Origin of the sequence: Bradyrhizobium diversitatis, assembly GCF_016031635.1 — a bacterium.
Classification (GTDB): domain Bacteria; phylum Pseudomonadota; class Alphaproteobacteria; order Rhizobiales; family Xanthobacteraceae; genus Bradyrhizobium; species Bradyrhizobium diversitatis.
In genome coordinates this window covers 118,962-143,873 of the sequence record NZ_JACEGD010000030.1, presented here as the reverse complement: position 1 = coordinate 143,873, position 24,912 = coordinate 118,962, and the positions used below count along the sequence as shown (strand labels likewise).

Annotated in this window: 22 protein-coding genes and 3 pseudogenes; 18 read left to right on the top strand and 7 right to left on the bottom strand. The window is 63.4% G+C overall.

What is annotated here, in order from left to right; genetic code table 11:
• The first annotated feature begins 235 nt into the window (after positions 1-235).
• Positions 236-901 carry a helix-turn-helix domain-containing protein gene (locus H1B27_RS28915; RefSeq protein ID WP_061878355.1) on the top strand — a complete coding sequence of 222 codons (666 nt, stop codon included), beginning with the start codon at positions 236-238 and terminating at the stop codon, positions 899-901.
• Positions 902-935: 34 nt separating this feature from the next.
• Here the strand turns inward: H1B27_RS28915 and H1B27_RS28910 are convergent, their stop codons facing one another.
• Positions 936-1,520 carry an invasion associated locus B family protein gene (locus H1B27_RS28910; RefSeq protein ID WP_197968412.1) on the bottom strand — a complete coding sequence of 195 codons (585 nt, stop codon included), beginning with the start codon at positions 1,518-1,520 and terminating at the stop codon, positions 936-938.
• 37 nt (positions 1,521-1,557) lie between these two features.
• Positions 1,558-2,010 (bottom strand): annotated as a pseudogene (locus tag H1B27_RS28905) (aspartate-alanine antiporter-like transporter); the annotation flags it as partial.
• 136 nt (positions 2,011-2,146) lie between these two features.
• Between H1B27_RS28905 and H1B27_RS28900 the strand changes: the two are divergent.
• The 4 genes from H1B27_RS28900 to H1B27_RS28885 all read left to right on the top strand — a co-directional run bounded on the left by H1B27_RS28900 (position 2,147) and on the right by H1B27_RS28885 (position 5,545).
• Entirely contained in the window at positions 2,147-2,827 is a 681-nt protein-coding gene (locus H1B27_RS28900; protein WP_197968411.1) for a YoaK family protein, read from the top strand.
• Positions 2,824-4,515 carry a SulP family inorganic anion transporter gene (locus H1B27_RS28895; protein WP_197968410.1) on the top strand — a complete coding sequence of 564 codons (1,692 nt, stop codon included), beginning with the start codon at positions 2,824-2,826 and terminating at the stop codon, positions 4,513-4,515. Before H1B27_RS28900 ends, H1B27_RS28895 begins: the two co-directional genes overlap by 4 nt.
• A gap of 151 nt (positions 4,516-4,666) precedes the next feature.
• Entirely contained in the window at positions 4,667-5,071 is a 405-nt protein-coding gene (locus H1B27_RS28890; RefSeq protein ID WP_246515777.1) for a hypothetical protein, read from the top strand.
• A gap of 33 nt (positions 5,072-5,104) precedes the next feature.
• A complete protein-coding gene (locus H1B27_RS28885) occupies positions 5,105-5,545 on the top strand; it encodes a hypothetical protein (protein ID WP_197968409.1) in 441 nt (146 codons plus the stop codon).
• Between the two features lie 42 nt (positions 5,546-5,587).
• On the opposite strand, the gene ppk2 is transcribed toward H1B27_RS28885, so the two are convergent.
• Positions 5,588-6,388 carry a polyphosphate kinase 2 gene (ppk2, locus tag H1B27_RS28880; RefSeq protein WP_197968408.1) on the bottom strand — a complete coding sequence of 267 codons (801 nt, stop codon included), beginning with the start codon at positions 6,386-6,388 and terminating at the stop codon, positions 5,588-5,590.
• 17 nt (positions 6,389-6,405) lie between these two features.
• The gene (locus tag H1B27_RS28875; protein ID WP_061878349.1) at positions 6,406-6,858 is read right to left on the bottom strand and encodes a hypothetical protein; all 453 of its coding nucleotides are present in this window, start codon (positions 6,856-6,858) and stop codon (positions 6,406-6,408) included.
• Between the two features lie 164 nt (positions 6,859-7,022).
• On the opposite strand from H1B27_RS28875, the gene H1B27_RS28870 reads away from it, so the two are divergent.
• The 12 genes from H1B27_RS28870 (at position 7,023) to H1B27_RS28815 (ending at position 18,721) form a co-directional block, all read left to right on the top strand.
• A complete protein-coding gene (locus H1B27_RS28870) occupies positions 7,023-7,448 on the top strand; it encodes a hypothetical protein (RefSeq protein ID WP_061878689.1) in 426 nt (141 codons plus the stop codon).
• A complete protein-coding gene (locus tag H1B27_RS28865; RefSeq protein WP_061878348.1) occupies positions 7,441-8,676 on the top strand; it encodes an HlyD family secretion protein in 1,236 nt (411 codons plus the stop codon). Before H1B27_RS28870 ends, H1B27_RS28865 begins: the two co-directional genes overlap by 8 nt.
• Positions 8,677-8,698: 22 nt before the next feature.
• Positions 8,699-9,109: a hypothetical protein gene (locus H1B27_RS28860; protein WP_061878347.1), complete on the top strand. Its 411-nt coding sequence runs from the start codon at positions 8,699-8,701 to the stop codon at positions 9,107-9,109.
• Positions 9,110-9,229: 120 nt separating this feature from the next.
• Positions 9,230-9,976, top strand: a complete 747-nt coding sequence (locus H1B27_RS28855; RefSeq protein WP_245311966.1) for a DUF2092 domain-containing protein — start codon at positions 9,230-9,232, stop codon at positions 9,974-9,976.
• Positions 9,973-10,254 (top strand): hypothetical protein, encoded by a 282-nt coding sequence (locus H1B27_RS28850; protein ID WP_197968407.1) that lies wholly within the window; start codon positions 9,973-9,975, stop codon positions 10,252-10,254. The genes H1B27_RS28855 and H1B27_RS28850 overlap by 4 nt, the downstream gene beginning before the upstream one ends.
• Positions 10,255-10,350: 96 nt before the next feature.
• Complete coding sequence (locus H1B27_RS28845; protein WP_197968406.1) at positions 10,351-12,234, top strand: sensor histidine kinase; 1,884 nt, start codon at positions 10,351-10,353, stop codon at positions 12,232-12,234.
• Positions 12,235-12,362: 128 nt separating this feature from the next.
• Positions 12,363-14,000, top strand: coding sequence for a DUF3300 domain-containing protein (locus H1B27_RS28840; protein ID WP_197968440.1), 1,638 nt, complete (start codon positions 12,363-12,365; stop codon positions 13,998-14,000).
• Positions 13,997-14,911 carry a DUF2950 domain-containing protein gene (locus tag H1B27_RS28835; protein ID WP_197968405.1) on the top strand — a complete coding sequence of 305 codons (915 nt, stop codon included), beginning with the start codon at positions 13,997-13,999 and terminating at the stop codon, positions 14,909-14,911. Before H1B27_RS28840 ends, H1B27_RS28835 begins: the two co-directional genes overlap by 4 nt.
• On the top strand, positions 14,895-15,362 hold the full coding sequence (locus tag H1B27_RS28830; RefSeq protein WP_246515775.1) for a hypothetical protein: 468 nt from the start codon (positions 14,895-14,897) through the stop codon (positions 15,360-15,362). Before H1B27_RS28835 ends, H1B27_RS28830 begins: the two co-directional genes overlap by 17 nt.
• 409 nt (positions 15,363-15,771) lie before the next feature.
• Complete coding sequence (locus H1B27_RS28825) at positions 15,772-17,370, top strand: glycoside hydrolase family 17 protein (RefSeq protein WP_311977097.1); 1,599 nt, start codon at positions 15,772-15,774, stop codon at positions 17,368-17,370.
• Positions 17,371-17,583: 213 nt separating this feature from the next.
• Positions 17,584-18,417: a universal stress protein gene (locus tag H1B27_RS28820; RefSeq protein WP_197968404.1), complete on the top strand. Its 834-nt coding sequence runs from the start codon at positions 17,584-17,586 to the stop codon at positions 18,415-18,417.
• A gap of 127 nt (positions 18,418-18,544) precedes the next feature.
• Complete coding sequence (locus H1B27_RS28815; RefSeq protein ID WP_197968403.1) at positions 18,545-18,721, top strand: hypothetical protein; 177 nt, start codon at positions 18,545-18,547, stop codon at positions 18,719-18,721.
• 12 nt (positions 18,722-18,733) lie between these two features.
• Here H1B27_RS28815 and ppsA read toward each other — a convergent pair.
• A pseudogene (gene ppsA, locus H1B27_RS28810) lies at positions 18,734-21,153 on the bottom strand (phosphoenolpyruvate synthase).
• A gap of 122 nt (positions 21,154-21,275) precedes the next feature.
• Here ppsA and H1B27_RS28805 point away from each other — a divergent pair.
• A complete protein-coding gene (locus H1B27_RS28805) occupies positions 21,276-22,406 on the top strand; it encodes an SbmA/BacA-like family transporter (protein ID WP_197968438.1) in 1,131 nt (376 codons plus the stop codon).
• On the opposite strand, the pseudogene H1B27_RS28800 reads toward H1B27_RS28805, so the two are convergent.
• Together H1B27_RS28800 and H1B27_RS28795 are read right to left on the bottom strand one after the other, a co-directional pair.
• Positions 22,393-23,332, bottom strand: a pseudogene (locus H1B27_RS28800) (1-phosphofructokinase family hexose kinase). The gene H1B27_RS28805 and the pseudogene H1B27_RS28800 overlap by 14 nt on opposite strands.
• A 4-nt stretch (positions 23,333-23,336) precedes the next feature.
• A complete protein-coding gene (locus H1B27_RS28795) occupies positions 23,337-24,773 on the bottom strand; it encodes a GH1 family beta-glucosidase (protein WP_197968402.1) in 1,437 nt (478 codons plus the stop codon).
• Positions 24,774-24,912 lie beyond the last annotated feature (139 nt).

Sequence of the window (24,912 nt, the reverse complement as noted above, 5' to 3'; positions counted from 1 at the left end):
CCGACATGGCGCGACCGCTGACTTATACAAAAAGGGCTTAGGGCCCAAATTGCACAAACTTCCCGCCATGTTGGCGCAGAGGAGCACGTAGCCTTTCGAACCTCCTGGTGCCCGTCCTCGCTCGCCCGGCAATGACGTAGCCACCGCTTTGAGTTGAGCAAAATCAAATGCTCTCGTATGCTATTGCCTAAAATTCCCGAATTTACTGCCAATTCAATTTGTAGGGAGTTCTGCAATGTTGATCAGGACCAGGACAGTGAGCCGTCCTGCCGATGACGGGCAATTGGAGGCCCTCGTCGGCGAACGGGTCTTTTGCAGCGAATTCACTTATCGGAGAGGAACGGAAGTCTTTGGAGAGGGCGAGGAGGCCGAGTACGTCTACCAGATCGTGTCTGGTGCGATCCGGACCTACAAACTGCTCTGCGATGGTCGCCGACAGATCAACTCGTTCCACCTTCCGGGCGATCTGTTCGGGCTGGAGAACGGCGCGGTTCATCGTTTTACCGCAGAAGCAGTCATTCAGACCAAGGTTCGCATCACGAGCCGTCGACACTTGCTCGACAGGATCGAGCACCAGGAGGCGGGCCAGGCAAGCCTGCTCACCCTCGTCACGCGCAATCTTCAGCACGCGGAGAACCACATGCTTCTCCTGGGCCGGAAGACGTCCGTCGAGAAAGTGGCCGCATTCCTTCTGGAAATGGACCGGCGACAGGATCATCCAGACGTGATGAGCTTGCCGATGAGCCGCCGCGACATCGCCGACTATCTTGGATTGACGCTCGAGACGGTCTCGCGTGCTCTCTCGACCCTGCGTGATGACAACATGCTGCGGTTTGACGGGCAGACGCAGCGCCAGCTCGTGCTTCTGGATCGCGAAGGACTGGCGCAGCTCGATGCCTGACGGTACAGGGACGATGTTCCGTGGGTTCGCCGTTTCATTCGTTGATGTCCTGCTCGAGCATCTGCGCCGGAGCGCCCTTGTGGACTGAGCCGAACTGCGCCAGCGGCAGCGAAGTCGTCAGCGACAGCAGATTGGAATCGACCACTTCCAACAGGAGTGCCTTTCCCGCTTCCATGTCTCTGATGATCCCTGGGTCTGCGACGTCAGCCGCGATGCAGGCGTTGCTGAGGCACCAGCTGTAGGGCACATGATAGGAATTGCCTTGGTCGACCGTGAGCTTGACAGGGTGCTGCAAGTACATGCCGACGGGTACGAACACTTGCAGGCGCTCGTTGCGGTCGCCGTCGCGCTCGATCAAGTCCACACGGACGGCTGTTTGGCCGGTCGGAAAGGTGCCGGTCATCGAAGTCCGGCACAGCGTCCGAGCACCACCTGCCTTGAAGCACAGCTTGCGCCAAATTCCGTACGTGATGTCCTTTGCCTCGCGCTGACCCCGGGGCGCGACCTCGGCAGGCTTGGCCGCCCGCGGCTTTTCGCGCGCGACCGCCTCCACAACCGGCGCTGTCGTGACGATGGTTGCAGTCAGCCAGGCCGACAGGCAGTAACGCGCGGTGATCATGGCCGTGTCTCCAAACATGGCAATTCGGCTATCTTCGAGCCTCGAGCTTCTTCGCCTCGACCTTCAGGTCGATCCGCATCATCTTCGGTGCGAGCAGCGGGACGTATATCAGCGTGAGAATATAGCCCAGCACATAGGTGACGGCATGGCCGGCAGCGATGTTCGCCTCCTGATGCTCCAGCACGTCCTCGGGAAGTCCGAGCTGGGCCAGCGCACCCGAGGCCGTGCCGATCACCGAGGATTGCGTCAATGCGCCTGCGGCAAGTCCCGACGCCGTGCCGGGATCGAGGCCGAAGAAGGCGAAGATGAGCACGGCGATCAGGCCGGTGCCCCCGAGCTGACCGATCAGCACCGCCACGATCAGCGTGCACGCGGTCGTGCCGAGAGAGAATCCATGGATCTTGATCCGGCCGAGAACGGTCCCGAGCGCCATCGACAGCAGCAGAAAGATCTCCGGCGCAGTTGAAATGATTCCCCTGACTGCGTTCATCGTCGTGGATCCCGGTGCCCCGTGGCAGGTCAAGCTGGGCTCGCAAGCGGCCGGGACGGTTGATCCAAGTCAACCCTTTCGCGGGCGGGACCACTCTTGATGGTCCAATGCACCCGCGACGAACCACGTCACGAACATGAGCCTGATGAACACCGCCAGTCTTTCGCTGCGCCGCGACGAGACGGTGTCGATCGCGCTGCTGCTGGCTTTCGTTGGCGGCTATCTCGACGCCTACACCTGGATCACCCATGGCGTGATGGCGAATGCCCAAACGGCAAACCTCGTTCTGCTATGGGTCCATGGTTCGGCCGGGAATTGGGACGATGCGCTTCATTTCGTGCCGCCAATTCTCGCATTTGCAGTCGGCATTCTGCTGGTGTCCTGGCTTCGCGGCGTCATCGGACAGCGCATCAGCGCCATCAGCTCACTCCTCGAGATGCTGCTCCTGGTGACGATCGGCGTCCTGCACAACCGCCTGCCGGATCTCGCCGGCACGCTCGGAATCTCGTTCGTTGCTGCGATGCAGACGGCCGCTTTTACCAAGGTCGAGGGCGTAACCTACAGCTCGGTGATGATCACCGGCAACATGCGTCAGGCCATTGAAGGCGTTCTCAAGGCCCTGTCAGGTGGCGGTCCGCCCGGGCCGCTGCGACGCTCCGGCATATTTGCCGCGCTTTGCGTCGCGTTCGGCGTGGGCGCGGCCGTCGGGGCCTTTGCGACCAAAGGCATTCCCGATCTCACGCTTGGCATTCCCGTGACCGCTCTGCTGATCATCCTGTTGCGCTGCGAAACCGAACGGAGCGAGGTGCCCGCATGAACTCGCCGTCCGACCGACCCCTGGGATGGTCGCGACTCTTCCCAGTCTCCGGCTGGCTTGTCGCCTATCGTGGCGAATGGCTGGCATCGGACGCAGTGGCCGGAATAACGCTGGCCGCCTACGCGATTCCCGTATCGCTGGCCTATGCGACGCTCGCCGGCCTCGCGCCGCAGGTCGGCATCTATGGCTACATGCTCGGCGGTATCGGCTATGCGCTGCTCGGGTCGTCGCGGCAGCTCGCAATCGGTCCGACTTCGGCGATTTCACTGATGATTGCCTCCACGGTCGGGGTGCTCGCGGGCGGGGACGCGGTGCGATACGCGCAGATCGCCAGCCTTGCGGCTTTTGCGGTCGCGGTCCTGTGCTTCGTCTGCTGGCTGTTCAAGCTCAGCGTCCTCGTCCGCCTGGTCAGCGACAGCATACTGGTTGGCTTCAAGGCCGGCGCCGGGCTCACCATCATCATGAGCCAATTGCCGAGCCTGTTCGGCGTCGCGGGCGGTGGGCATAATTTCTTCGATCGCGCGTTGCGACTCGTAGCGCAGATCGGCGACATCAACCTTCTCATCGTGACGATCGGCGCGGTGGCGCTCGCGCTTTTGCTGCTCGGCGAACGGCTCTTGCCGGGAAAGCCGGTCGGCATCACGATCGTCGCGCTGTCGATCCTCGCTGCCACGCTGCTCTCCCTTCCGGCCGCCGGCGTACCGGTTACCGGAAAGATCCCCGAGGGATTGCCGACACTGGCTCTGCCGACGTTTGGTCTCCTGCAGTTTGACGATCTATTTCCGCTCGCCGCAGGCTGCGTGCTCCTAGCCTACATCGAGGGCGTCTCCGCTGCGCGCAGCTTCGCGGCCAAACATGGCTACGCACTGGACGTGCGGCAGGAATTCCTGGGGTTAGGGGCCGCGAATCTCGCTGCGGCTTGTGGTCACGGCTATCCCGTCGCGGGCGGGCTGTCGCAATCCGCTGTGAACGACAGTGCGGGCGCGCGCACGCCACTGGCGCTGCTGATCTGCTCGATCGCGCTGGCGCTGTGCCTGCTGTTCTTCACCGGACTTCTGAAGAATCTGCCGAAGGCCGTCCTGGCCGCCATCGTCTTTGCCGCAGTGTATCGGCTGGTGGACGTTCAGGCCCTGCTGCGGATGTGGAAGGTCAGCAGGCTCGACTTCTATGCTGCGGCGATTGCGCTCGTGGCCGTGCTGCTGCTCGGCATCCTGCAGGGTGTCCTGCTTGCGTCGATTGCATCGATCTTCCTCCTGCTGGCCCGCGCATCGCAGCCGAACATTGCATTCCTTGGCCGGCTCCCGGGAACCGGCCGCTATTCCGACAACGCCAGGCACGACGGCGTCGAGCCGCTCGTTGGCGTCATTGCGTTCCGTCCTGAGGCCTCGCTCCTCTACATCAATGCCGAAACCATCCTGGCGGTGGTCCTCGAAGCGCTGCGGAAGTCGTCCGACATCAGGCTGGTGGCCTGCGACCTCTCCGCATCGCCCTACATCGATCTGGCTGGCGCGCGTATGCTGCGAGATCTCCATGACGAGCTCGCCTCTCGTCGCATCGCCTTCTGCATTGTTGGCGCTCATGCGCAATTGCGCGACCTGCTGCAGGCGGAGGGGCTTGCGGAGAAGACCGACAGCTCGCAGTGGCTGCGATCGCTCGACAGCGTCCTCGGTGACTCGCAAGTCAAATAGCCTCTGCTGCAGCGCGAAGCGTCGGAGCAAGAAGTCACCAGTGCGTCTCCGATATCTCGCGACCGTTGACTTGGATCAAAGGAGCGGGCCCCCCGCCGTCCACGGTCCATCATCACCTTCCACGCGAGCCGATAAGAATCGAGAGATACATATGTCGAAGGACGCCAAGCCCACGCAGCAGCGCATCGATCAGTTCTTTTCGGGAGCTGACGATTGGCGTGATCTGGTGGATGCTGCAAAGGCGTGGGCCCGCGGCGGCGACCGCGCGAAATGCGATGCGGCGCTGGCCGATCTCTCGGTCACGGAGGAGTTTCACGGCTATCCCGGCCTGCAACTGATGGGGGCGCTACGCGAAGCAGCGGCGGCCGGCGACGGGGCAACATCGCTTGCCCTTGCGACACGGATCACCCTGGCGACGCGATCCTTCCGCCAGCATTCTGGCGACTGGAATGCGAAGGACGAGGGCGACGGCGATGCGCCCGAGCTGGTCCCACCGACCTTCGGTGCGCATACGACGCGCGGGCCCGGCTACTTCGCGATGCTGCTCGCCCAATAGTCCGGCGTCAAACTCCAAGAGGAAACGAAAACCATGAGAAAGCCTGTTGTCTATGCGGCCCTGATCGCGTCCCTCTCCCTCACCGGTATCGTCGGATTCAGCACGTCGGCGCGTGCCGATACCGGCCAGGTTGCGGTCGTCTTCACCAAGGGTGGCTTCATCGTAGGCGCCGGTGGCGGCGAGGGCGTTCTGCTCTACCGGGGCAAGAAATATCCATTCACGGTGTCGGGCATGAGCGTGGGCCTCACCATCGGGGCATCGACCACGAAGTTCACCGGCCGGGCGCTCAATCTGAAGGGGCCGGCGTCCATCGAAGGCTCCTACGCAGTCGGCGGAGCGGGCGGCGCCATTGCTGCAGGAGCCGGCGCCGTGCAGTTGCAGAACGCCAATGGCGTGATCCTTCAGCTCAGCGGCCCCAGGGTCGGCGCGGAAGTGTCGGCTGCCGTTGGCGGGGTCACGATCCGTCTGAAGTGATCGGAACAGGCGACGGGCTGCGTCACCGCAGCCCGCTCGCCTTCAATATCGTTCGGCGACGAAATTCATTCCCTTCAGGCTGGCCTGGTCGTTGTAGCGTCCCTTGTCGGTGCGCTTCGGCAGCTTGATCTTGTCCTTCTTGATGCGTTTGTGGGGGATGGCGCCAAGAATGTGGGCGATGCAGTTCAACCGCGCCCTACGTTTGTCGTCGGAGCGGACGATGTACCAGGGCGCCTCCTTCGTGCTGGTCTTGTTCAGCATCAGGTCCCGCGCCCGCGAATAGTCGTACCACCGCCGAAAGGATTCCAGATCCATCGGACTGAGCTTCCATTGCCGGACCGGGTCGTCGATGCGGGCCTTGAAGCGCCGCTCCTGCTCGTCCATGCCGACCTCGAGCCAGATCTTGACCAGGATGATGCCGCCGTCGATGACGTACTTCTCCATCTGGGGGCATAGCGTGAGGAAGCGCTGGTGATCCGCGGGAGTGCAGAAGCCCATGACGTATTCGACGCCGGCGCGGTTGTACCAGCTCCGGTCGAAGATCACGATCTCGCCGCCGGCCGGAAACCGCTCCATGTAGCGCTGGAAGAACAGCTGCGTCTTCTCGCGGTCGGATGGCGCGGGCAGGGCGACGACCCGGAACACGCGCGGGCTGACCTTCTCGGTCATGGCCTTGATCGTGCCGCCCTTGCCGGCGGCGTCCCGGCCCTCGAACAGGATGATGACACGGAGCTTGTTTTCCCGCACATAGTCCTGGAGGTGGCACAGCTCGACCTGGAGCTTTTCGAGCTCCTTCTCGTAATCCTTCCGCTTCATCCGCTCCGCAGCTGCGTCCTTGGCCATGCCCATCCGTCCCGTTGCTAATCGTCCCAGGAAATGGTCACGCCGATGTCGCCGGGCATGCCGCCGGGAAAATCGATGATCTGATAGGAGATGCGGTAGCCGCGCGGCTTCAGATAATCGGTCCAGAGCTGGAAGATCTCCTTGGGGATTCCGGTCAGGGTGTTCTCCCACCCTTTTTCCATCTGGTTGATGGCGCGTCCCTTGTCCGTGCACAGCGTGTTGGGAAAGCGGTAGACCTGCACTTCGGTGAGGCCGTTTCGCACCGCACGCTGGATGACGGTCGAGGCGAGCTTGATCTTCTCCTCCTCGCTCTTGCCGGAGGGTTTGCTCAAGCGCTCGATCAGCGCGCGCTTCTCGGCCTCGGCGGCTGCGGCGAGGCGGACATATTCCTCTGCCTTTTCAGCCTCCTTGAGGGCGGCTTCCTTTCGAATTTGGGCGGCGTTGGGGATGAGGTCGTCTAGGCCGGGCATGGCTGGCGGCTCCTGATGGTTGTCCAATCAGCATGCCGGAAACGCTAGGGCGGACGGAAAGCGTTCCCTTGATTCAAATCAAGCAAACGAGGGCGTACCCGAACACAGTACCGCACCTGCAAGTTTTTGACCGGGAGAGACGTTTGAGCGATCAGCTTCATCCGATGGCACCGCATCATCTGCCGTTCTATCTGGCGCCGGGCAGCGGTACCGACACGCTGATGGTGGTGATGGGCGTGTTCCTGATCGGGGTCGTGCTCTGGGTCGGTACGCTCTATTGGAAACTGCACAGCCTGCCCGAGCGGATGGCGCACAAATCGCAAAAACTGCAGTTCGAGTTCGTTGCGGTGCTCGGCCTGATCTCCCTGTTCACGCACATGCACATCTTCTGGATCGCCGGCCTGCTCCTCGCGATGGTCGATCTTCCGGATTTCGGCACGCCGCTGCGCAGCATTGCAGGGTCCGTCGAGAAGATCGCCGACGCGACGCCGGCCTCTGATGCGGGGGAAGTTCAGGCCGAGCCGGCCGTCGCGCCGCCTCCGGCGGACAGGCAGGGACCCGCCAAGGAGAAGGAGCACAGCCATGCTTGAGCTGCTGATCTGCTCGCTCGTGACGATCCTGCCGGACTATCTCTACCGGCGCTACGCCCAGGGCAAGCGCTTCGGCAAGGAAATCACCTTCTTCTCGGTCTGGTACGAGCTGCGCTGGGGCATCACCGCCTGCCTGATGCTGACGGTGTCGCTGATCACCATGATCTTCTATTTCCATCCGGCGACGTCGTCGGCGGCGCTGTACTTCCGCACCGTGCCGATTCTGCCCGAAGGCTCGGGCCGTGTTGCCGAAGTGAACGTCGGCTTCAGCGCGCCCGTGAGGAAGGGCGATGTGCTGTTCACCCTCGACAGCTCGAAGCAGAAAGCAGCGGTCGAGACCGCCAGGCGGAAGGTGGCAGAGGTCGATGCCGCCATGCAGACGGCGCAGGCCGATGTGGTCAAGGCCGAGGCGCAGATCGGCGAGGCGAGAGCCAACTATCAGCAGGCCAAGGACGAGCTCGAGGTCAAGACCGAGCTCCAGCGCCGCAATCCCGGCATCGTTCCGCAGCGTGACATCGACAAGCTCCAGGTGCTGGTCGATCAGCGACAGTCCGGCATCGACGCCGCGACCGCGGCGAAGCAGTCGGCGTCCTTGCAGGTCTCGGCTCTGCTGCCGGCCCAAAAGGCCAGCGCCGAAGCCGCGCTCGACCAGGCTCAGGTCGATCTCGACAAGACCCTCGTACGCGCCGGCGTCGACGGGCGCGTCGAGCAGTTCCTGGTTCGCCCCGGCGACGTCGTCAACCAGCTGATGCGTCCGGCCGGCGTTCTCGTTCCGGAGGGTGCGGGCCGCAAGGCGCTCCAGGCCGGTTTCGGCCAGATCGAGGCGCAGGTCATGAAGGAGGGCATGGTCGCGGAAGCGACCTGCATATCCAAGCCATGGGTGATCATTCCGATGGTGATCACGACGGTGCAGGACTATATCGCCGCCGGACAGTTTCGCTCCGGCGAGCAGCTCATCGATCCGCAGAATGCCGTCCGCCCCGGCACGATCCTGGTGTACCTGGAGCCGCTCTACAAGGGGGGCCTCGACGGTGTCACACCGGGCTCGAGCTGCATCGTCAACGCCTACACCAGCAACCACGAAGAGATCTCGGCCAAGGACACCCCGACCAGCCGGAAGATCGCGCTGCATGTCGTGGATGGCGTCGGCCTCGTGCATGCGCTGCTGCTGCGGATCCAGGCGCTGTTGCTGCCGATCCAGACGCTCGTGCTGAGTGGCGGGCATTGAACGACAGAGGAGGAGGGAGCAGATGGGTTTGCGGAGAATGGTCGGGCCAGGTGCGGCACTGATTTCGCTTGTCGTTACGGCCGTCGGCGCCAACGCGCTCGATCTCAACGGCGCCTGGGTCAGCGATGCCGACAATTGCGACAAGGTGTTCGTGCGCAAGGGGGCCCAGCTCGGTTTCACCGACATGTCTGACGTCTATGGCGGCGGCTTCATCATCGACGGAGATCAGATCATCGGAAAATTCGCGCGCTGCCGGATCAGGGCGAGGAAAGACGCAGGTCCCACCGTCAATCTGGTTGCGGCCTGCGCGACCGACATGATGCTCTCCAGCGTCCAGTTCAGCCTGAAGGAGCTGGATGCAAACAGCCTCATCCGGCTGTTCCCGGGTATTGAGGACATGGAGATCCGCTATCACAGGTGCCCGGCGCCCTGACGACAAGTTTCGGGAGCATTGACTCATGTCAAGCAAGCAAGCGGGCGGCGCATCTCAATGGCCTTCATCCGAGGAGGATACGCGATGAGATCAACAACCCTTCGTAAGATATTGCCTGGCATGGGCACGGCTCTGCTGCTGGCGGCGACCTCGTCCGCGCATGCCGATGATCCAGCCAAGATCCTGAAATCGATGACGGACTATCTGGCCGGCCAGAAGACAATGTCCGCGTCCTTCGATAGCGACATCGAGATCATCACGCCCGAACTGCAGAAGATCCAGTTCGCGAGCTCCGGCGAGATCAAGATGAGTCGCCCGGACAAGCTCCGGGTCAGACGCACCGGCGGCTATGCCGATGTTGAGCTGGTCTATGACGGCAAGCTGATTTCGATCTATGGCAACAATGCCAAGAGCTATGTCCAGGCGGACGCGCCCGGGACCATCGACAAGATGATCGACGCGCTTCAGGCGCGTTCCGGCACCGGGATGCCGGGCGCCGACCTGCTGCTCTCCAATGCGTTCGACGAATTGATGGCCACCGTCATCGAGGGCAAGCATATCGGGCAGGGTGTCGTCGATGGCGTCGAGTGCGAGCATCTTGCGTTCCGCACGCCGGACACGGACTGGCAGATCTGGATCGAGGCCGGCGCCAAGCCCGTGCCGCACAAATACGTCATCACGAGCAAAACACTCGCCGGGGCGCCGCAATACACGCTCCGGATCAAGGATTGGAAGACTGACGCTCTGAACGCCGATGTCTTCGCTTTCGTTGCGCCGGCGGGCGCCACCAAGGTCGATCTTGAGGGTGCCGCAATCGCAGAGTTCGACGAGCTTCCCCCTGGTACGCCGACAGGAGCAAAGAAATGATCGCGTTTCGAAAAGTCATCCTGTTTGCCGCAGGGGTAACCGCCTTCAGCATCGGCTTGTCCTCGAATGAAACAAATGGCCTCATCGAAGGAAGGTTCTTTGCCGAGGCCCAGGCGAGGGTCGGACGCCCCTTGACTCCCATGAGCTATGCCGGAGTTGCCCGGAGAACCACACGCCGCGCGGTCGCCGTAGGAGCGGCGGGAGCTGCCGGTGCCTACTACGGCTCATCCTGCGTGCAGGTCGTCGATGCCTATGGCCGGGTCGTGACGCGCTGCTGACAAGACCCGCCAGGGCGAGACGCTTCTTCCGTGCGGCCGTGCTCGGATTGTGCTTTGATGAGAGCCGTTCGATCATTGTGGCCGCCGAAAGAGAGCATGAGCGGACGTGTCCCCAGTGCTGCAGGCGCCTCGTCCGGCCGGGCCGCGTGTCTTGCCGCTTGCCTGGTCGCCTTTCTGGTCGTCGTCGCCGCGCCGGCGATGGGTGCCGATCGCAGCGCGCCCAAACGGATCTTGTTGCTGCATTCCTTCGGGCGAGACTTTCGCCCATGGAGCGAGTATGCGCTGAGCATCAAGGCCGTGCTGGAGCAGCAGGCGCAGTGGCCGCTCGACGTCCAGGAGCATACCCTGCTGACGGCACGGTTCAACAATCCCGGGCCGGAAGAGCCGTTCGTCAACTATCTCCGCTCCCTCTACGCGGGCGTACCCCCTGATGTCGTTGTTAGCATCGGGGCGCCGGCCGCACGGTTTGCCCAGAAATATCGCGATCAGCTTTTTCCCGATACGCCGATGGTCCTGACCGTGGTCGAAGAGCGGCTGGTGAACCGCGCGGACTTGACCGACAACGACACCGTGGTCTCCGTCCAGAACAACTTCACGGCTGCCTTCTACGGTATCCTCAAGGTCCTGCCGGAGACGAAGACGATCGCTGTCGTGATCGGCGCCTCTCGCCTGGAAAAGTTCTGGCTCGACGAGATCAAGCGCGAGACGGCCCCCTTCGAGGGGCGCCTGGCCTTCGTCTGGTACAATGAACTGTCGTTCGACGAGATTCTGAAGAGAGCATCGGTGCTTCCGCCGCACACGGTTCTGTTCTGGGGCTTGATGTCGGTCGACGGGGCCGGCATTGTCCATGAAAGCGATCTTGCCCTGCGCAGTCTTCGCGCCGTCGCCAATGCTCCGATATTTTCCTACCAGGAGCCGTTCTTCAACGGCTATACGGTCGGCGGCCCGATGCATTCGATCGGGGACACGAGCAAGAAGACGGTCGAAGCTGTGATTCGCATCCTGGCCGGCGAGAGACCCAGCACGATGAGGTTCGAGCCCCTCCAGTTTGGACCTCCGAAGTATGATTGGCGTGAGATGCAGCGCTGGGGCATCAACGAGAGCGATCTGCCCGTCGGAAGCGAAGTTCTGTTTCGGCAGGCGGGCCTTTGGGAGACGTACCGCTGGCAGATCGCAATGCTCGCCGCCGTCATCCTGATCCAGGCGGGCCTGATCGGCGGCCTGCTTTACGAGCGGCGCCGGCGGCTCGTGGCCGAGGTTGAGTCCCGGCAGCGTCTTGCGGAGCTGGCCCACGTCAACCGGTACGCGGCGGCAGGCGAGCTGACCACGTCGATTGCCCACGAGCTGAATCAGCCGTTGGGGTCGATCCTGACGAACACCGAGACGGCGGAGCTGATGCTGAAGAGCGAGTCGCCCAATCTGGTGGAAATCGGAGAAATTCTCGCCGATATCCGGCGCGACGACCAGCGGGCCAGCGAGGTGATCCGCAGGCTGCGCAGCATCCTGAAGAAGACGCCATTCGAGATCGCCAATATCGACCTCAACGACACGGTGGGGGAGGCAATCAGGCTGTTGTCCGCTGTCAGCGATGGGCGCCGAATTGCCCTGAAATTTGCGCCATCCACTAGCGTGCTGCGGGTCAAGGGCGATCCCATTCAGCTTCAGCAGGTCATTCTCAACCTGATCATCAACGCGATCGACGCGATCTCGCAGGCCGGTGCGACGGAGCGGGAGATCAATGTGGCAACGGCCCAGTCCGATGCGTTTGCGGAGATCCGGATCAGCGACAGCGGGCCGGGAATTGCTCCCGCAGACGTGAAGGATATCTTCAACCCGTTCTTCAGCACCAAGCCGCAAGGCATGGGCATGGGCCTTGCCATCGTCAGGACCATCGTTGAAGCCCACGGCGGCAAGATCGCTGCCGAGAACCAGCCATCGCGCGGTGCGCTGTTCACGATCCTGCTGCCCATCGCGCATTGACCGTCTGTCGCTGAACTGTCGACGGGCGCATCGCAGCAAATCGCATGCGCGAGGTTTCTTTGATCTTTGTCAACGAAGGTCGGCTTGGCGCACCGATGCTGACACTTGCCTCGACGATGGAGGATGCGATGTTTCGTAGCGGCAAGACCCTGATTGCGCTCATGCTGTTCATGGCGACACCCGTCGCAACGTTCGCGCAGACGTCCGACAAGCCAGCGGCCCCGGCGATGCAGCCGGCGAGCCCGGCCGCGCCGTCTGCGGAACTGCTGAAGCCTGAGCAGCTCGAGGCGCTCGTGGCACCGATCGCTCTTTACCCGGACGATCTGCTCGCAAACGTGCTGGCCGCCTCCACCTACCCACTGGAGGTGGTGCAGGCAGACCGATGGCTCAAGGAGCGCAAGTCACTGAAGGGCGATGCATTGAAGATTGAGGTCGACAAGCAGTCCTGGGACGACAGTGTCAAGGCGCTCGCGAGTACGGCGGATGTTCTCGCCATGATGAGCGACAAGATCGATTGGACCAAGAATCTGGGCGATGCGTTTCTTGCCCAGCAGCCGGACGTGATGGACGCGATCCAGCGCCTGCGCACCAAGGCCTATGACAACAAGAAGCTTGTTACGACGAAGCAGCAGAAGGTCAGCGTTCAGACCCAGGACAACAAGCAGGTCGTCGTGATTCAGTCGGCGGATCCGGAAGCGATCTATGTTCCCTATTATGATCCGGCAACGGTCTACGGATCGTGGCCTTACGCAGAATATCCTCCCTATTACTTCGGATATCCGTCGTATATCGGCGCCGGCGTGATCGCCACGGGTCTCGCGTTCGGTACGGCCTGGGCGATCGGACGCTGGGGCAATTATTGGGGCGGCGGCTGCAATTGGGGCAACCGCAACGTCTACGTCAATCACCGGGCCACCAACATCAACGCCGGCTGGCAGCACAATCCGACACATCGTCAGGGCGTGCGCTACAACAATGCCAACGTGTCGCAGCGTTTTGGCAACAACAATATCAAGGCCGGCGCGTCGGACCGGATGGATTTCCGCGGCCGCGATGGCAATCAGGTGCTGCGTCCCAGTCAGGGTGCTGGAGATCGCGCGGGTGACCGTGCGGGCGATCGCGGCGATCGTCAGGGAGCAGGGGATCGCGCGGGGGCCGGTACGCGCGATCGTCCGGGCGGCGGCGATCGCGTGGGCGCAAGCGATCGTGCCAAAGGTGCCGGCGATCGTGCCAAGGGTGGCGGCGATCGCGCCAAGGCGGCGAACCGCGCCGGTGGCGGTGCGGCAAGCCGCGGCGGTGGTGGCAATCGTGGCGGCGCGATGAACGTCTCGTCCGGGCGATCGGCGGCCGCGGCGTCGGCGCGCGGTCGATCCAGCATGGCGAGCATGCCACGCGGCGGAGGCGGACCGAGCATGGCCGGCCGCGGTGGCGGCGGAATGTCGATGGGAGGTGGCGGCGGCTTCCGCGGCGGAGGCGGAGGCCGCGGTGGCGGCGGCCGGCGCTCCGATGTCGCGCTGAAGCATGATGTCGTCCTGCTCGGCCATCTCGGCAATGGGCTCGGCTACTATCGCTTCAGCTATATCGGCAGCGACAAGGCCTATGTCGGCGTCATGGCGCAGGAGGTCGCGCAAATCATGCCGAACGCCGTCATGCGCGGCAGCGACGGGTATCTGCGGGTCCATTACAAGAGGCTCGGCCTGAAATTCCGCACCTACCGCGACTGGCTCGCCGCCGGCGCGACGATCCCGGCGGAGGTGACGCCATGATCGGTCTGAAATCATGTCGTCGCGCCGCTTTGCCGAGCGTCATGGCGCTCGCGCTGATGTGCACCGCGAGCCTGGCACAGCAGTCCTACCGGACGCCTGAGGAGGCGGGGTCCGCGCTCGCTGCCGCGGTCAAGAGCGGACCGCGTGAGATCCTGAACGTCCTCGGCAGATCGGCGGCCGACATCGTCTCGTCCGGAGACGAGGTCGCCGATGCCGATATCCGTGCACGCTTCGTCTCCATGTATGACTCCAAGCATGCGATCAAGGCGGAGGGCAACAAGAAGGCCACGCTGATGCTCGGATCCGAGGACTTCCCGTTCCCGATTCCGCTCGTCAACACCAGAACGGGCTGGGAGTTCGACACCGACGAGGGGCGCATCGAGGTGCTTCGTCGCCGTATCGGCCGCAACGAGCTCGATGCGATCCAGACTTGTCTCGCCTATGTCGATGCCCAGAACGAATATGCCGACAAGGATCGCGGCGAGGGCGCAGGCATCTACGCGCAACGCATTGTCTCCACGGCCGGCAAGAAGGATGGTTTGTTCTGGTGGGACGACAGCGACCCAAGCCCGCTCGGCGCGCTGGCGGCACAGGCCTCGGCCGAAGGCTACAAGGCTGGTGACAGGCCAGCTCCGTATCACGGCTATTACTTCCGTATCCTCAAAGGGCAGGGATCTGATGCGCCGGGCGGCGCGCTCAACTACGTGGTCAAGGGCAAGATGATCGGTGGCTTCGCGTTGATCGCCTGGCCCGCGGAGTATGGAAATTCCGGCGTCATGACCTTCCTGGTCAATCACGCCGGCGCCGTCTACCAGAAGGACCTCGGCAGGCGGACGGAGTTCGTCGCGCAGCGCACCACGCTGTTCGATCCCGACCAGACCTGGAAGAAAGTCGATGCTGCCAAGCCTTGACCACATGCGTCCTGCACGGCAGGCGTTCGTCATTCGCCTGGCGGCGCTGGCGCTGCTGGCAGTTGCAGTGCCGGTGACGCCGTCGCTTGCCCAGGCATCCGGCGAGGTGCGGGTCAAGATCGTGAAAGCGGGCCTGCTGGTCGGGGGTGGTGCCGGCAGCGGCGTTCTGACCTATCGTGGCCGCAACTATCCGTTCCGCATCACTGGCGTCAGCCTGGGCATCACCGCTGGCGCGACGGTCGGTCGGCTCGATGGCCGGGCGTCAGGAATTCGCCACATCGGCGACTTCGCCGGCACTTACAGTTCTGTCGGTGGCGGCGCCGCTCTGGTCGGCGGCGTCAATGGCGTCCATCTCCGGAACGACAAGGGCGTCACGATGGTGCTGCAGGGACCCAAGGCTGGGGTGGAATTCGCCGCCAATCTCAGCCACATCACGATCTCGCTGAGATGACGGGCGCGCCTTATTGGGGCCCATATCCATATTATCCGGCCCCGGTCTTCTATCCTGCGGGACCTTACCATGCACCGTACGGGCCCATCCATTACAGGCCGTACGCTCGCCGCACCGGAATTGGCCTGAACCAACCGGCTTGTGGAAACGCGAGCGATCCTATAATTCCTTCAGAAGCGACCGTCGAACAAGTTCAATTGCATGATCCCCTTGCTTCTCATGCAGTCGCGATTGCAGGCGCGCAACTGAAACAATGTGGCGCGTCCGCGACATCGCGGCAGGTGAAAAGCGGCACTGCACGTGTGATCAGTTGGTCTATCCTCGAAAAGCAAGCTGGTTCTCCAGGCTGTTGCTCTCGCCAAGCGGGGAAGCCAGTCACGTCGCGCCTGCCGGAAGACCGCGGGATGCTGTGCGCGTTTCGCTCGCGCTCTTCCTGATATCGCTGGGCGCCATCGCCGTCGTGTGGTGGTGGTTGGGGACTCCAGTCCATCTGGTGCGCGCGCCCATCGATCCGAACGACAAGGTCCAGTGCATCTCATACGCTCCATTCCGCAACCATCAGACGTCGCTTTCGCCTGCGACGCAGGTATCGCGTGAGCAGATCGCGGAGGATCTTGCTCAGCTGGCGGAGATAACCGACTGCATCCGTACCTATGCGAACGATCTTGGTCTCGACCAGATCCCCGAACTTGCGGCCAGAGCGGGGCTGAAGGTCATCCAGGGCATTTTCCTCGACAAGGACAAGCAGAAGAACCAAACGCAGATTTCGACGGCGATACGCCTCGCCAGGGAATATCCCGAGACCGTGATCGCGCTCGTGGTCGGAAACGAGACGCTGCTGCGCAAGGACATAACTGTATCCGATCTCGCCGACACGATCCGCTCGGTCAAGGCGCAGGTCAGTGTCCCCGTGACCTATGCCGACGTCTGGGAATTCTGGCTGAGCAATCGTGAGCTCTATGACGTCGTCGATTTCGTCACGATTCATATCCTGCCCTATTGGGAGAACGTGCCGATCCCGGCGGAATCCGCTGTTGCGCACGCCGACGCAATACGCCGACAGGTCGCGGCGGCTTTTCCGGGCAAGGAAATCCTGATCGGAGAGATAGGTTGGCCGAGCCAGGGACGGATGCGGGAATCGGCGTTGCCGTCCCCTGTCAATCAGGCTCGGGTGGTCTCGGAGGTCCTCGACCTTGCCCGACGCGAGCATTTCCGCGTCAACCTGTTCGAGGCCTATGACGAATCCTGGAAGCGGGAGATCGAGGGCACGGTCGGCGGATCATGGGGACTGTTCGGAGGCGAGGAGCGCGTGCTCAAATATCCTGCCGGCATCCCCGTCAGCAACTTTCCGCTCTGGAAGCTGCAAATGTGCAGTGGAATTGCGCTGGCGACGCTGGTCTTCGGCGCGGCGTGGTTGACCTCGCGTCGCAAGCCCGGGCGCGCTGGCCTGGCTTCATGGTTTGGGGTCGCAATATCGGCGACGACAGCCGGAATCCTGTTTGGCGTGGCCGCCCAGAAGGTGTTCTTTGAAAGTATCGGAATGGGTGGCTGGCTCCTGTGGAGCTCTCTGCTGGTGGCCGCCACGGTTTCGCCGGTGCTCGGCGCCAACGCCCTGATATCGGGGCGTCCACTGCCCAGTTGTCAGGAATTGCTCGGCCCCAAAGGCTATCGGACGGAGTCGATGCTCGTGACCATGCACGGGTTGGCCCTGATCGGAACGGCCGTGATCGGTACGGCCACTGCGCTCGGGCTTGTGTTCGACCCGCGCTTTATCGACTTTCCTTTTGCGGCTCTCACCATGGCGGCGCTACCTCTCGCGGCCGTGACGCTGCTCAATCCGCCCGGGAAGGGAAGCCGTCCTGTGGCGGAGACGTTGTTTGCGGGCGTGTTTGTCGGAGCGGCGGTCTACGTAGGATTCAACGAAGGGCCGGCGAACTGGCAGGCGATATGGACTTGCGCCGCCTATCTCCTGCTTGCCGCGACGCTGTGGCGGGTGCGCGCCTCTTGATCGCCATCAAGGGTCGCCGCGGAGCCGGAGCACGCGATGATCGGCACACGCTTGATCTGACGCTCCTCGAGCGGGAGCCGGTTCTCGGCATCTTGCCGCCGGGCCAGCGGGATTGTTCGGGATCAAGGAGCGCGACCGAACCGCTTGATTTGCGTCAACGGGACGATCGGGAAACGCGAGATAAGAGTCCCATTCGAGTAATGGAGCAATGACATGTCTCTTGCCAGCTCTCTTGCCAGCGTCATGGTCTACGTCGATTCCGAGCAGCAGGACGAAGGCCAGATCGCCGTCGCCGAGGCGGTCGCGAACGGCTTTGAAGCCGCCTTGCTCGGCGTCTCGGCCATCGCAATCGATCCACCGTTCGTAGCCGAAGGCGTGATCATCGAACAGACGAGTGCGGAGGATCTCGAGCGCATACGCGCAACGCTGTCGGACAAGGAGGCGTGGTTCAGGCGCATCGTTCGCCTGCCGAATGAAAAGGTGGAATGGCGCTGGACGATCGGCTTTCCGACCGAGTTCCTGGTCGAGCAGTCCAGGGCGGCGGACGTCGTCGTGGTGCGGCGCAGCCAGCTGAAGCCGAATTACTCCCGCCACCTCGATGCGGCGGGAGCGATGTTGCGGCTGGGCCGTCCGATCCTGTCGGTGCCGGACGGCGTCACCCGATTTTCGGGCGATCGGATCGTGGTCGGCTGGAAGGATGCCCGGGAGTCGCGCCTGGCCGTTCGGGACGCGCTGCCGTTTCTGACCCGCGCTTCGCAGGTCACGGTCGCCGAAATCTGCACGTCGAGCGAACAGGATGCGGCGCGAGACCGGGTGCGGGACGTGACCAGATATCTTCAGCGTCACGGCGTGAGCTGCCAGCACGAGGTGCGCGTGCATACGGCGGAGCCTGACGCGGGCTACCTCGTTCGGCTGGCCGCCGACGTCGGCGCCGACCTCATCGTGACCGGAGGCTACGGGCACAGCCGGTTGGGCGAGTGGGTCTTCGGCGGCATGACGCAGAGCCTTCTGCGGCACGCTCCGGTCTGCCTGCTGATGTCGCACTAGAGCGTTTTCGAGCGAAGTGGATACCGGTTCGCGTCAGGAAAACGCGTCAAAACAAGAGTCTAGAGCCCCGTTCCGATTCCATCGGAACGGAAAAGGCTCTGACGTCCACGTCCCAGGAGAGTGTGCAATGGACAAGGATGGCCAGAAGAGCGGGGCGAAGCGAAAGGCGGAGGTGCCCGCACCTGAGCGCGACGCACCGGTCCTGGAGACCAGGCCGGCCGACCGCGCGATCAGGGATGCCCTCGAGGACGATGAGGTGCGTCAGGCGCTTGGCGTACATCGCAGGAGTGACGGCTCGTCCTAAACTCATCGCACTCTAGCCCGCAGCCCGCCGGCCTTCCCCACTGTCGCGCTCCGCAGTGCGGACGATCTTGATGGTCCGCAACACACTCGACGGATTCACGCTGATCGAATCGATCCCGAGCTCAGCCAGGTATTTCGCGATCTCCGGATAGTTGGCGGGAGCCTCGTCGCAGATGCCGACGTGGCGCCGGTTACGCTTGGCGCCAAGCACGGCCATCGACAGCATTTGCAGCATGCCGGGATCGCGCTCGTCGAAGTCGAAGGCGACGATCTCGGAGTCGCGGTCGACGCCGAGCGTCAGCTGGGTGAGATCATTGGAGCCGATGGAGAAACCGTCGAATAATTGCGCGAACTGGTCGATCAGGATGACGTTGTTCGGGATCTCGCACATCATGAATATCTCCAGGCCGTTCTCACCCCGCTTGAGGCCATGAGTTGCCATGGCTGCAATGACCTTGCGCGCTTCCTCGACACGCCGGCAGAACGGAACCATGATTTTGAGATTGGTGAGGCCCATCGCCTCGCGCACCCGCTTCAATGCAGCGCATTCCAGCGCAAATCCTTGCGCATAGGCGGGGTGCGCGTAGCGCGCTGCGCCCCGAAAGCCGAGCATCGGGTTCTCCTCGCGAGGCTCGAAATCGGCGCCGCCGAGAAGGTTCGCATATTCATTGGTCTTGAAATCGGACAGGCGCACGATCACCGGCCGGGGATAGAACGCCGCAGCGATGGTGCCGACGCCCTCCGAAAGCCGCTCGACAAAGAACTCCGACGGCTGCTTGTGGCGTGCGGTCAGCAGCTTGATCTTGCGCCGGTCCCGCCCTGAGGTCACCTTGTCGGGGCAGGCGAGCGCCATCGGATGGATTCCGATATGCTGGTTGATGATGAATTCCATCCGGGCGAGGCCAACGCCATCGCTCGGCAGGGATGCGGTCTTGAACGCGACCTCGGGATTGCCGAGGTTCACCATGATTTCGGTGCGCGGCTTCTGCACGCTTTCGGTCGCGGTCCGTTCGACGTCGTAGGGCAGGGTGCCCTCGAAGACGTGACCGATGTCACCTTCCGCGCAGGACACCGTCACAGCCGTGCCGGTCTTCGCCCTCTTGCTGAAACCGCCCGTTCCGACCACCGCGGGCACCCCGAGTTCGCGTGCGATGATGGCGGCATGGCAGGTGCGGCCGCCATGATCGGTCACGATCGCGGCGGCGAGCTTCATGACGGGCTCCCAGTCCGGGCGCGTGGCCGTCGCGACAAGCACCTCGCCCGGACGGAATTTTTGGAGATCCCGCTCGTTCCTGATCAGTCGGATGCGCCCGGCCGCGATCTTTTCCCCGACGGCACGGCCTTCGGCCAGCGCCGTCCCGGACGATTTCAGGACATAGCTCTCGAGTGCCTCCGGCTTCCGCCGCGAGGCGACCGTCTCGGGCCGGGCCTGGATGATGTAGAGCGCGCCGTCCTTGCCGTCCTTGGCCCATTCCACGTCCATCGGGGTCGGCTTGCCTGACTTTTGCGAGTAATGCTTCTCGACGAGCATCGCGCATTCGGCCAGCGTCAGGACTTCGTCGTCATTGATGCAGAATTGCCGGCGCGCATTTGCCGGCGTTGCCTCGTTCCGGGTCGTGTTGTGCCCGCGGCCGTAGACCATCCGCTTTGCCTTGGATCCCAGGCGGCGCGACAGAACCGCGCGGAAGCCGGCGTTGAAGGTCGGCTTGTGAACGTAGAATTCATCGGGGTCGACGACGCCCTGCACGATATTCTCGCCGAGCCCGTAGACCCCGGTCACGAATACGACGTCGCGAAAGCCGGTCTCGGTATCGAGCGTGAAGGTGACGCCGCTTGCCGCAAGATCCGAGCGGACCATCTTCATCACGGCAACCGACAGCGCGACTTGAAGTGATCGAAGCCATTGTCGATCCGATAGGAGATCGCACGGTCCGTGAACAGTGAAGCAAAGCAGCGGCGGCAGGCCTCCATCAGTCCGTCCGCGCCCCGGATGTTGAGAAAGCTGTCGTGCTGACCGGCAAAGCTTGCGGTCGGAAGGTCCTCGGCCGTGGCCGAACTGCGGACCGCGACCGCGACGTTGCGTCCGTATTCCTGCTCCAGCTGACGATACGCCTGCCTGACCTGATCGCGCAGATCCTCCCGGTCGGTCGCCGCGTAGACGATCGCGCGCGCGGCGGCGGCGCGGCGGGCAAGATCGGCGATCCGCCGCTTGTCGACGCCGGCGAGGAGCCGGCCGAGCTTGTCCCATGCGCCCGCCTCGGTCAGGGCGTCCCGATATGCGGCCGCGGTCAGCGCAAAGCCGTTCGGGACTTTGACGCCCTCGGGCGTCAGCGCCGAATACAATTCGCCCAGGGATGCGGTCTTGCCTCCGACCAGCGGCACGTCGGCGAGACATATGTCCCCGAACCAGCGAATGTAGCTCGATGCGTCCATCGCGCATTCTCCCGCGCTGCAAAATGGGTCTGAATGGCGACGACTTTGGCGCATCTCCGCGCCGTCGGTTTGCGAAAGATCAAGTGCGCAGCTCATGCCCGCTTTAGCTGTGAACGTCGATGATGATCGAACCGGCCCAGAACGGCTCTTCGCGGGCGAAGTCGCGATTTTGGCAGAGCGCCTCCGGCTTCTGGCGGGGAGCATCGGCCTGGCGCGTATGGATGCTATGCGTGCTGTTGGTGACCGTCGTCGTCCTTCAGCTCTACGTGCAATTTCGCTTCAACTACTGGAATCGCGACTTCTTCGATGCGCTGGAGAGCCGCGATCCTGCGCGGCTGAGAGGGCAGGCGTTCCTGCTCGTCCCTCTGTGCCTCGGCAGCGTCACGCTCGCCGTCACGTCGGTCTGGGGCCGCATGACCGTGCAAAGAAAGTGGCGGGAATGGCTGACCGGGAAAGTGATCGACTATTGGGTCGAGGATGACCGTTATGCCCGCCTCGCGGCGGTGCAGAGCGAGCAGCAGATTCCCGAATACCGGATCGCCGAGGACGTCAGGATCGCTACGGATGCTCCAATCGACCTTGCGCTCGGGCTCGTATCCGCGCTGCTCAGCGCGGTCATTTTCATCCAGATTCTCTGGACCGTCGGTGGCGACATCGCGCTCCCTGTGGGAAGTCATTCCATCCGGATCCCGGGCTACCTGGTCATCGGTGTCGCGCTCTATTCCGGCATCGTGACGACCGCGATGACGCTGGTCGGGGCGCCCCTGACCCGGCTGGTTCAGATCAAGAACCAGGCCGAGGCGGAGTTGATCACGGCGGCTCATGAGCTCCGCGATATCGGGGAGGGTGCCGCGCCGCGAGACCGACGGTCGGAAGTCTGCCGTGACGTTCGCGGTGCGCTCGGGGCCACCATCGATCAATGGCGCCGCCTGTGCTGGCAACTGATGCGGACGACGATCGTGTCACATGGAAACACGCTTCTGGCGCCGATCATCGGCCTGGTGCTTTGCGCGCCGAAATTTCTTTCCGGAGCCATGACGCTGGGCGAGCTCACGCAAGCCGCCGCGGCCTTCACTCTGGTGCAGGCCTCGTTCAACTGGGTTGTCGACAATTACGCGCGTATCGCCGATTGGAGGTCGTCGCTGGAACGGGTCGGCGGTCTTCTGCTGTCGCTCGACCGCCTCAACCGGGAAACGCCGCCGCAGCAGGCAGAGCCCCCGGCGCTTCCGACCGGCTCGGTCAGATTGCCGTAGAGAGAATGACCTGCTCGGCGAGGCGTTTGACGTCGTCGGGCCGGCTGAGTTCTGTGCCGGGATTGAGCAGGGCGGCGGCGCCGGCAGCGACCGCCTGTCGAAAGCAGTGTTCGAGGCTGGCTCCGGATGCCAAACCGTAAACCAGCGCGCCGAGAAAACTGTCACCTGCGCCGACGCCGCCGACGGGCACGATCGCCAGAGGTTTGGCGCGCCACACGCGGTCGCTCGTCACCAGCGCGGCGCCGAGATGTCCCATCGTGAGGGCGACCATCGCCGCTTTGCCGCTGCGTACCAGCGTTCCGGCGGCGGCTTCCCATTCGGCGGAATCGGACGGCTCGTGGCCGACCAGCTCGCGCATCTCCCGCAGGTTCGGCTTGACCAGTTCGACTCCTTCCGCCACCGCAGCAACAAGGGCCTGACCGGAGATCAGGGATCATCTTGGCGCCGCGCTGCTTGACGATCCTTGCGACCCTTGCATAGAAGTCGTCGGGCACGCCTGCCGGCAGGCTTCCGCTGGCAACCACGAAGCTGGGAAACGGCTGCAGCGCCGACAGCAGGGCAAGGCATCTCTGCCATTCGTGCTCTGCAAGAGGCGGCCCTGGTAGGATGAATCGATAGGGCTGGCCCGTGCCGATCTCGCGGACGAAGAAGTCTTGTCGGGTCTCGCCCGCGATCGGAAAGGTCAGGCTTTCGACGCCCTCCTTGTCCAGCAATTGACGCAGCAGGTCTCCCGTGAGGCCGCCCACTGGATAGAGCGCGGTGGCATTGCCGCCGAGGCGCTTGACCACGCGCGCAACGTTGATGCCGCCGCCGCCGGGATCGCGGCGCTGCCCGATGCCGCGCAGCTTGGCGACAGGAACGATCCTGTCCACTGTTGTCGACACGTCGACCGCCGGATTGGGCGTGATCGTGAGGATCGCGCTCATCGGCCTAGCTGGAGACCGTGGAGGCGGCCATCGCGCCGGGCATTGCCGTCACGTTGTCGAGCCCCGCACGGTCTGCGGCAATCTGCGACCGTCGTGCCGACCGGATGAGATCGGAATACCAGTTCGCCGACGCTTTCGGGGTTCGCTTCTGCGTGGCAAAATCGACATGAGCGAGACCGAAGCGCTGCGAGTAGCCCGATGCCCACTCGAAATTGTCGAGCAGCGACCACACGAAATAGCCCTTGACGTCGGCTCCGGCTCGCATCGCTTCCTGCATTGCCCTTGTATAGGCGTCGAGATAGGCAATTCGTGCGGTGTCCTGAACGCGGCCTGTATCGTCCGGCTTGTCGTCCGCGGCGGTTCCGTTCTCCAGCACGTAGATCGGCAACCGGAAGCGCCGGTGGATGTCGAGCAGCGTATCGCGGAACGCGTCGGGAATGATGGGCCAGCCGATAACAGTCCGGTGCACGCCATCCGGCGGTGCACCGAAGCCGGCGCCGATCGGATTGCTGTCGGCCTTGACGTAGTGCGGCGAATAATGGTTGAGCCCGAACCAGTCGACCGGCCGCGCGATCTGCGCTATGTCGCCGGGCTTGACGTAAGGCTCGATGGCCTCGGCAAGCTCGAGGGGATAGTGGGCAAAGTGCTGCGGATACGGGAATGCGTCATTCCAGTACGGCGCAAAGCGCCGCGTCGCCGCAACATCCTCCTCCCGCGTGGTAACGGGATAACAGGGCTGGCGGTTGTGAATGGCACCGAGCGATGCATCCGTCACCGATTGCCGGAGCACGTCGATGGCGCGGCCATGACTGAGGTTCACGTGGTGAATGGCCCGGTGCACAGCGCTCCTGTCGGCAATGCCGGGCGCGTTCCAGCCGAGACCGTATCCGAATAGCGTGAATACGCATGGCTCGTTGAAGGTGGCGAACCGCTTGACGCGGTCGCCGAAGCGGTGGGCCGCCAGCGCGGCATAATCGGCGAACCATCCCGCGATGTCCCGGTTCTGCCAGCCGCCGAGGTCCTGCAGCGCCTGCGGCAGATCCCAGTGATAGAGACAGACCCAGGGTTCTATGCCGGCAGCCAGGAGTGCATCGACGAGCCTGTCGTAGAAATCGAGGCCCGCCTCGTTCGCGGCCCCGCGACCGCGAGGCAGGATGCGCGGCCACGAGATCGAGAAGCGGTAGGCGCCGACGCCGATATCGCGCATCGTCGCGATGTCTTCACGGTAGCGATGATAGTGATCGCAGGCGATATCGCCGGTATCGCCATTCTTGATGCGGCCCTTCTGCCGGCAATAGCTGTCCCATATGCTGTCGCCGCGCCCATCCACATGGGACGCGCCCTCGATCTGGAAGCTCGAGGTCGAGACGCCCCACAGAAATGGTTCTGGTGCCGGCACGCGCGTTTGAGGTGAGGGAGCGGCTCCGTCTGTCGTTGTCATGTGCCTGCCTTGAGATGGCGCAGTTCAGATCATGTTCGGTACACAATGCTGCTCTTTGCCGATCGACGTTTGACCGAGATCAACCGCCAGGCAAGCAACGGGCGAGGGGAGGCGAGCGGGGATCTAGCGCGGGGCCCTC

Bases quoted from the DNA above. Each gene is read 5' to 3' on its own strand.
- H1B27_RS28915 (WP_061878355.1), top strand. From the start codon at position 236: ATGTTGATCAGGACCAGGACAGTGAGCCGTCCTGCCGATGACGGGCAA.
- H1B27_RS28910 (WP_197968412.1), bottom strand. From the start codon at position 1,520: ATGATCACCGCGCGTTACTGCCTGTCGGCCTGGCTGACTGCAACCATC.
- H1B27_RS28900 (WP_197968411.1), top strand. From the start codon at position 2,147: ATGAGCCTGATGAACACCGCCAGTCTTTCGCTGCGCCGCGACGAGACG.
- H1B27_RS28895 (WP_197968410.1), top strand. From the start codon at position 2,824: ATGAACTCGCCGTCCGACCGACCCCTGGGATGGTCGCGACTCTTCCCA.
- H1B27_RS28890 (WP_246515777.1), top strand. From the start codon at position 4,667: ATGTCGAAGGACGCCAAGCCCACGCAGCAGCGCATCGATCAGTTCTTT.
- H1B27_RS28885 (WP_197968409.1), top strand. From the start codon at position 5,105: ATGAGAAAGCCTGTTGTCTATGCGGCCCTGATCGCGTCCCTCTCCCTC.
- ppk2 (WP_197968408.1), bottom strand. From the start codon at position 6,388: ATGGCCAAGGACGCAGCTGCGGAGCGGATGAAGCGGAAGGATTACGAG.
- H1B27_RS28875 (WP_061878349.1), bottom strand. From the start codon at position 6,858: ATGCCCGGCCTAGACGACCTCATCCCCAACGCCGCCCAAATTCGAAAG.
- H1B27_RS28870 (WP_061878689.1), top strand. From the start codon at position 7,023: ATGGCACCGCATCATCTGCCGTTCTATCTGGCGCCGGGCAGCGGTACC.
- H1B27_RS28865 (WP_061878348.1), top strand. From the start codon at position 7,441: ATGCTTGAGCTGCTGATCTGCTCGCTCGTGACGATCCTGCCGGACTAT.
- H1B27_RS28860 (WP_061878347.1), top strand. From the start codon at position 8,699: ATGGGTTTGCGGAGAATGGTCGGGCCAGGTGCGGCACTGATTTCGCTT.
- H1B27_RS28855 (WP_245311966.1), top strand. From the start codon at position 9,230: ATGGGCACGGCTCTGCTGCTGGCGGCGACCTCGTCCGCGCATGCCGAT.
- H1B27_RS28850 (WP_197968407.1), top strand. From the start codon at position 9,973: ATGATCGCGTTTCGAAAAGTCATCCTGTTTGCCGCAGGGGTAACCGCC.
- H1B27_RS28845 (WP_197968406.1), top strand. From the start codon at position 10,351: ATGAGCGGACGTGTCCCCAGTGCTGCAGGCGCCTCGTCCGGCCGGGCC.
- H1B27_RS28840 (WP_197968440.1), top strand. From the start codon at position 12,363: ATGTTTCGTAGCGGCAAGACCCTGATTGCGCTCATGCTGTTCATGGCG.
- H1B27_RS28835 (WP_197968405.1), top strand. From the start codon at position 13,997: ATGATCGGTCTGAAATCATGTCGTCGCGCCGCTTTGCCGAGCGTCATG.
- H1B27_RS28830 (WP_246515775.1), top strand. From the start codon at position 14,895: ATGCTGCCAAGCCTTGACCACATGCGTCCTGCACGGCAGGCGTTCGTC.
- H1B27_RS28820 (WP_197968404.1), top strand. From the start codon at position 17,584: ATGTCTCTTGCCAGCTCTCTTGCCAGCGTCATGGTCTACGTCGATTCC.
- H1B27_RS28815 (WP_197968403.1), top strand. From the start codon at position 18,545: ATGGACAAGGATGGCCAGAAGAGCGGGGCGAAGCGAAAGGCGGAGGTG.
- H1B27_RS28805 (WP_197968438.1), top strand. From the start codon at position 21,276: ATGATCGAACCGGCCCAGAACGGCTCTTCGCGGGCGAAGTCGCGATTT.
- H1B27_RS28795 (WP_197968402.1), bottom strand. From the start codon at position 24,773: ATGACAACGACAGACGGAGCCGCTCCCTCACCTCAAACGCGCGTGCCG.